The following is a 275-nucleotide window of genomic DNA, read 5'->3' as shown; positions in this document are numbered from 1 at the left end:
CCAGGCCGCCCGCGCCATCGCCCTGGGCGACGCGCACATCGTCCTGGCGGGCGGGGTGGAGTCGATGAGCCGCGCCCCCTACATCCTGCCCAAGCCCGAGCGGGCCTTCCCGGCCGGGCATCAGGAGCTGTTCTCCTCCACCCTGGGCTGGCGGATGACCAACCCGCAGATGCCCCCGCAGTGGACGGTGGCGCTGGGCGAGGGCGCCGAACTGATCGCCGACCAGCACGGCATCGACCGCGCACAGCAGGACGCCTTCGCGCTGGCCAGCCACC

At 73.8% G+C, this 275-nt stretch carries 1 protein-coding gene; it reads left to right on the top strand.

Going from position 1 to position 275, the window contains the following annotated elements:
- Positions 1-275: thiolase family protein (locus IH45_RS0142855; protein ID WP_030682784.1), on the top strand; the 275-nt coding region annotated here is incomplete at both ends.

The sequence above is a fragment of the Streptomyces rimosus subsp. rimosus genome, from assembly GCF_000720725.1.
GTDB classification, from domain to species: Bacteria; Actinomycetota; Actinomycetes; order Streptomycetales; family Streptomycetaceae; genus Streptomyces; species Streptomyces rimosus_A.
The sequence above is the reverse complement of the archived record's forward strand: the minus strand, read 5'-3'. Positions and strand labels throughout refer to the sequence as shown.